This window comes from Dialister sp. UBA1703 (genome assembly GCA_002320515.1).
Classification (GTDB): domain Bacteria; phylum Bacillota; class Negativicutes; order Veillonellales; family Dialisteraceae; genus Dialister.
Window position 1 is genome coordinate 6,124 of the sequence record DCJJ01000093.1, and the last position, 395, is coordinate 6,518.

At 44.8% G+C, this 395-nt stretch carries 1 protein-coding gene; it reads left to right on the forward strand.

The window, feature by feature from the left end:
- On the forward strand, positions 1-236 hold a 236-nt coding region (locus B2Y11_RS04635; protein WP_291056795.1), incomplete at its 5' end, for a hypothetical protein.
- Positions 237-395 lie beyond the last annotated feature (159 nt).

Sequence of the window (395 nt, forward strand, 5' to 3'; positions counted from 1 at the left end):
GATTTAATCAGCGCTTCCCTAATGAAAAAATTGACCTCCCCATACTTCATACCCTGATGGAAAGAAGCAGTCTCTTTCCCTTTACAGAAAGGGAGCTGTATCTTTTTTCCGGACAGGGATTTACGAAATCGGTTCTTGAGGCGGCTGAAGGAAATAAACATCTCCATCTTCTTACCTATGAGGATATGTGGAAAGATTATTTTGGAGCCCATAACAGGAAGTCTATTATCTTTTGACAAAGGCCGGGAAACCGGCCTTTTATAATGCCGGAGCAGGGAAAGATAAGCATGTAACGGCGATTCCTCCCACAGAAAGAAGCTGGGAGGATCCCTAAAGATAAGTCTGAATATATGACGCGAAGCTTTATGTGTCATTAGGCCCCTGCGGGGCCTCGG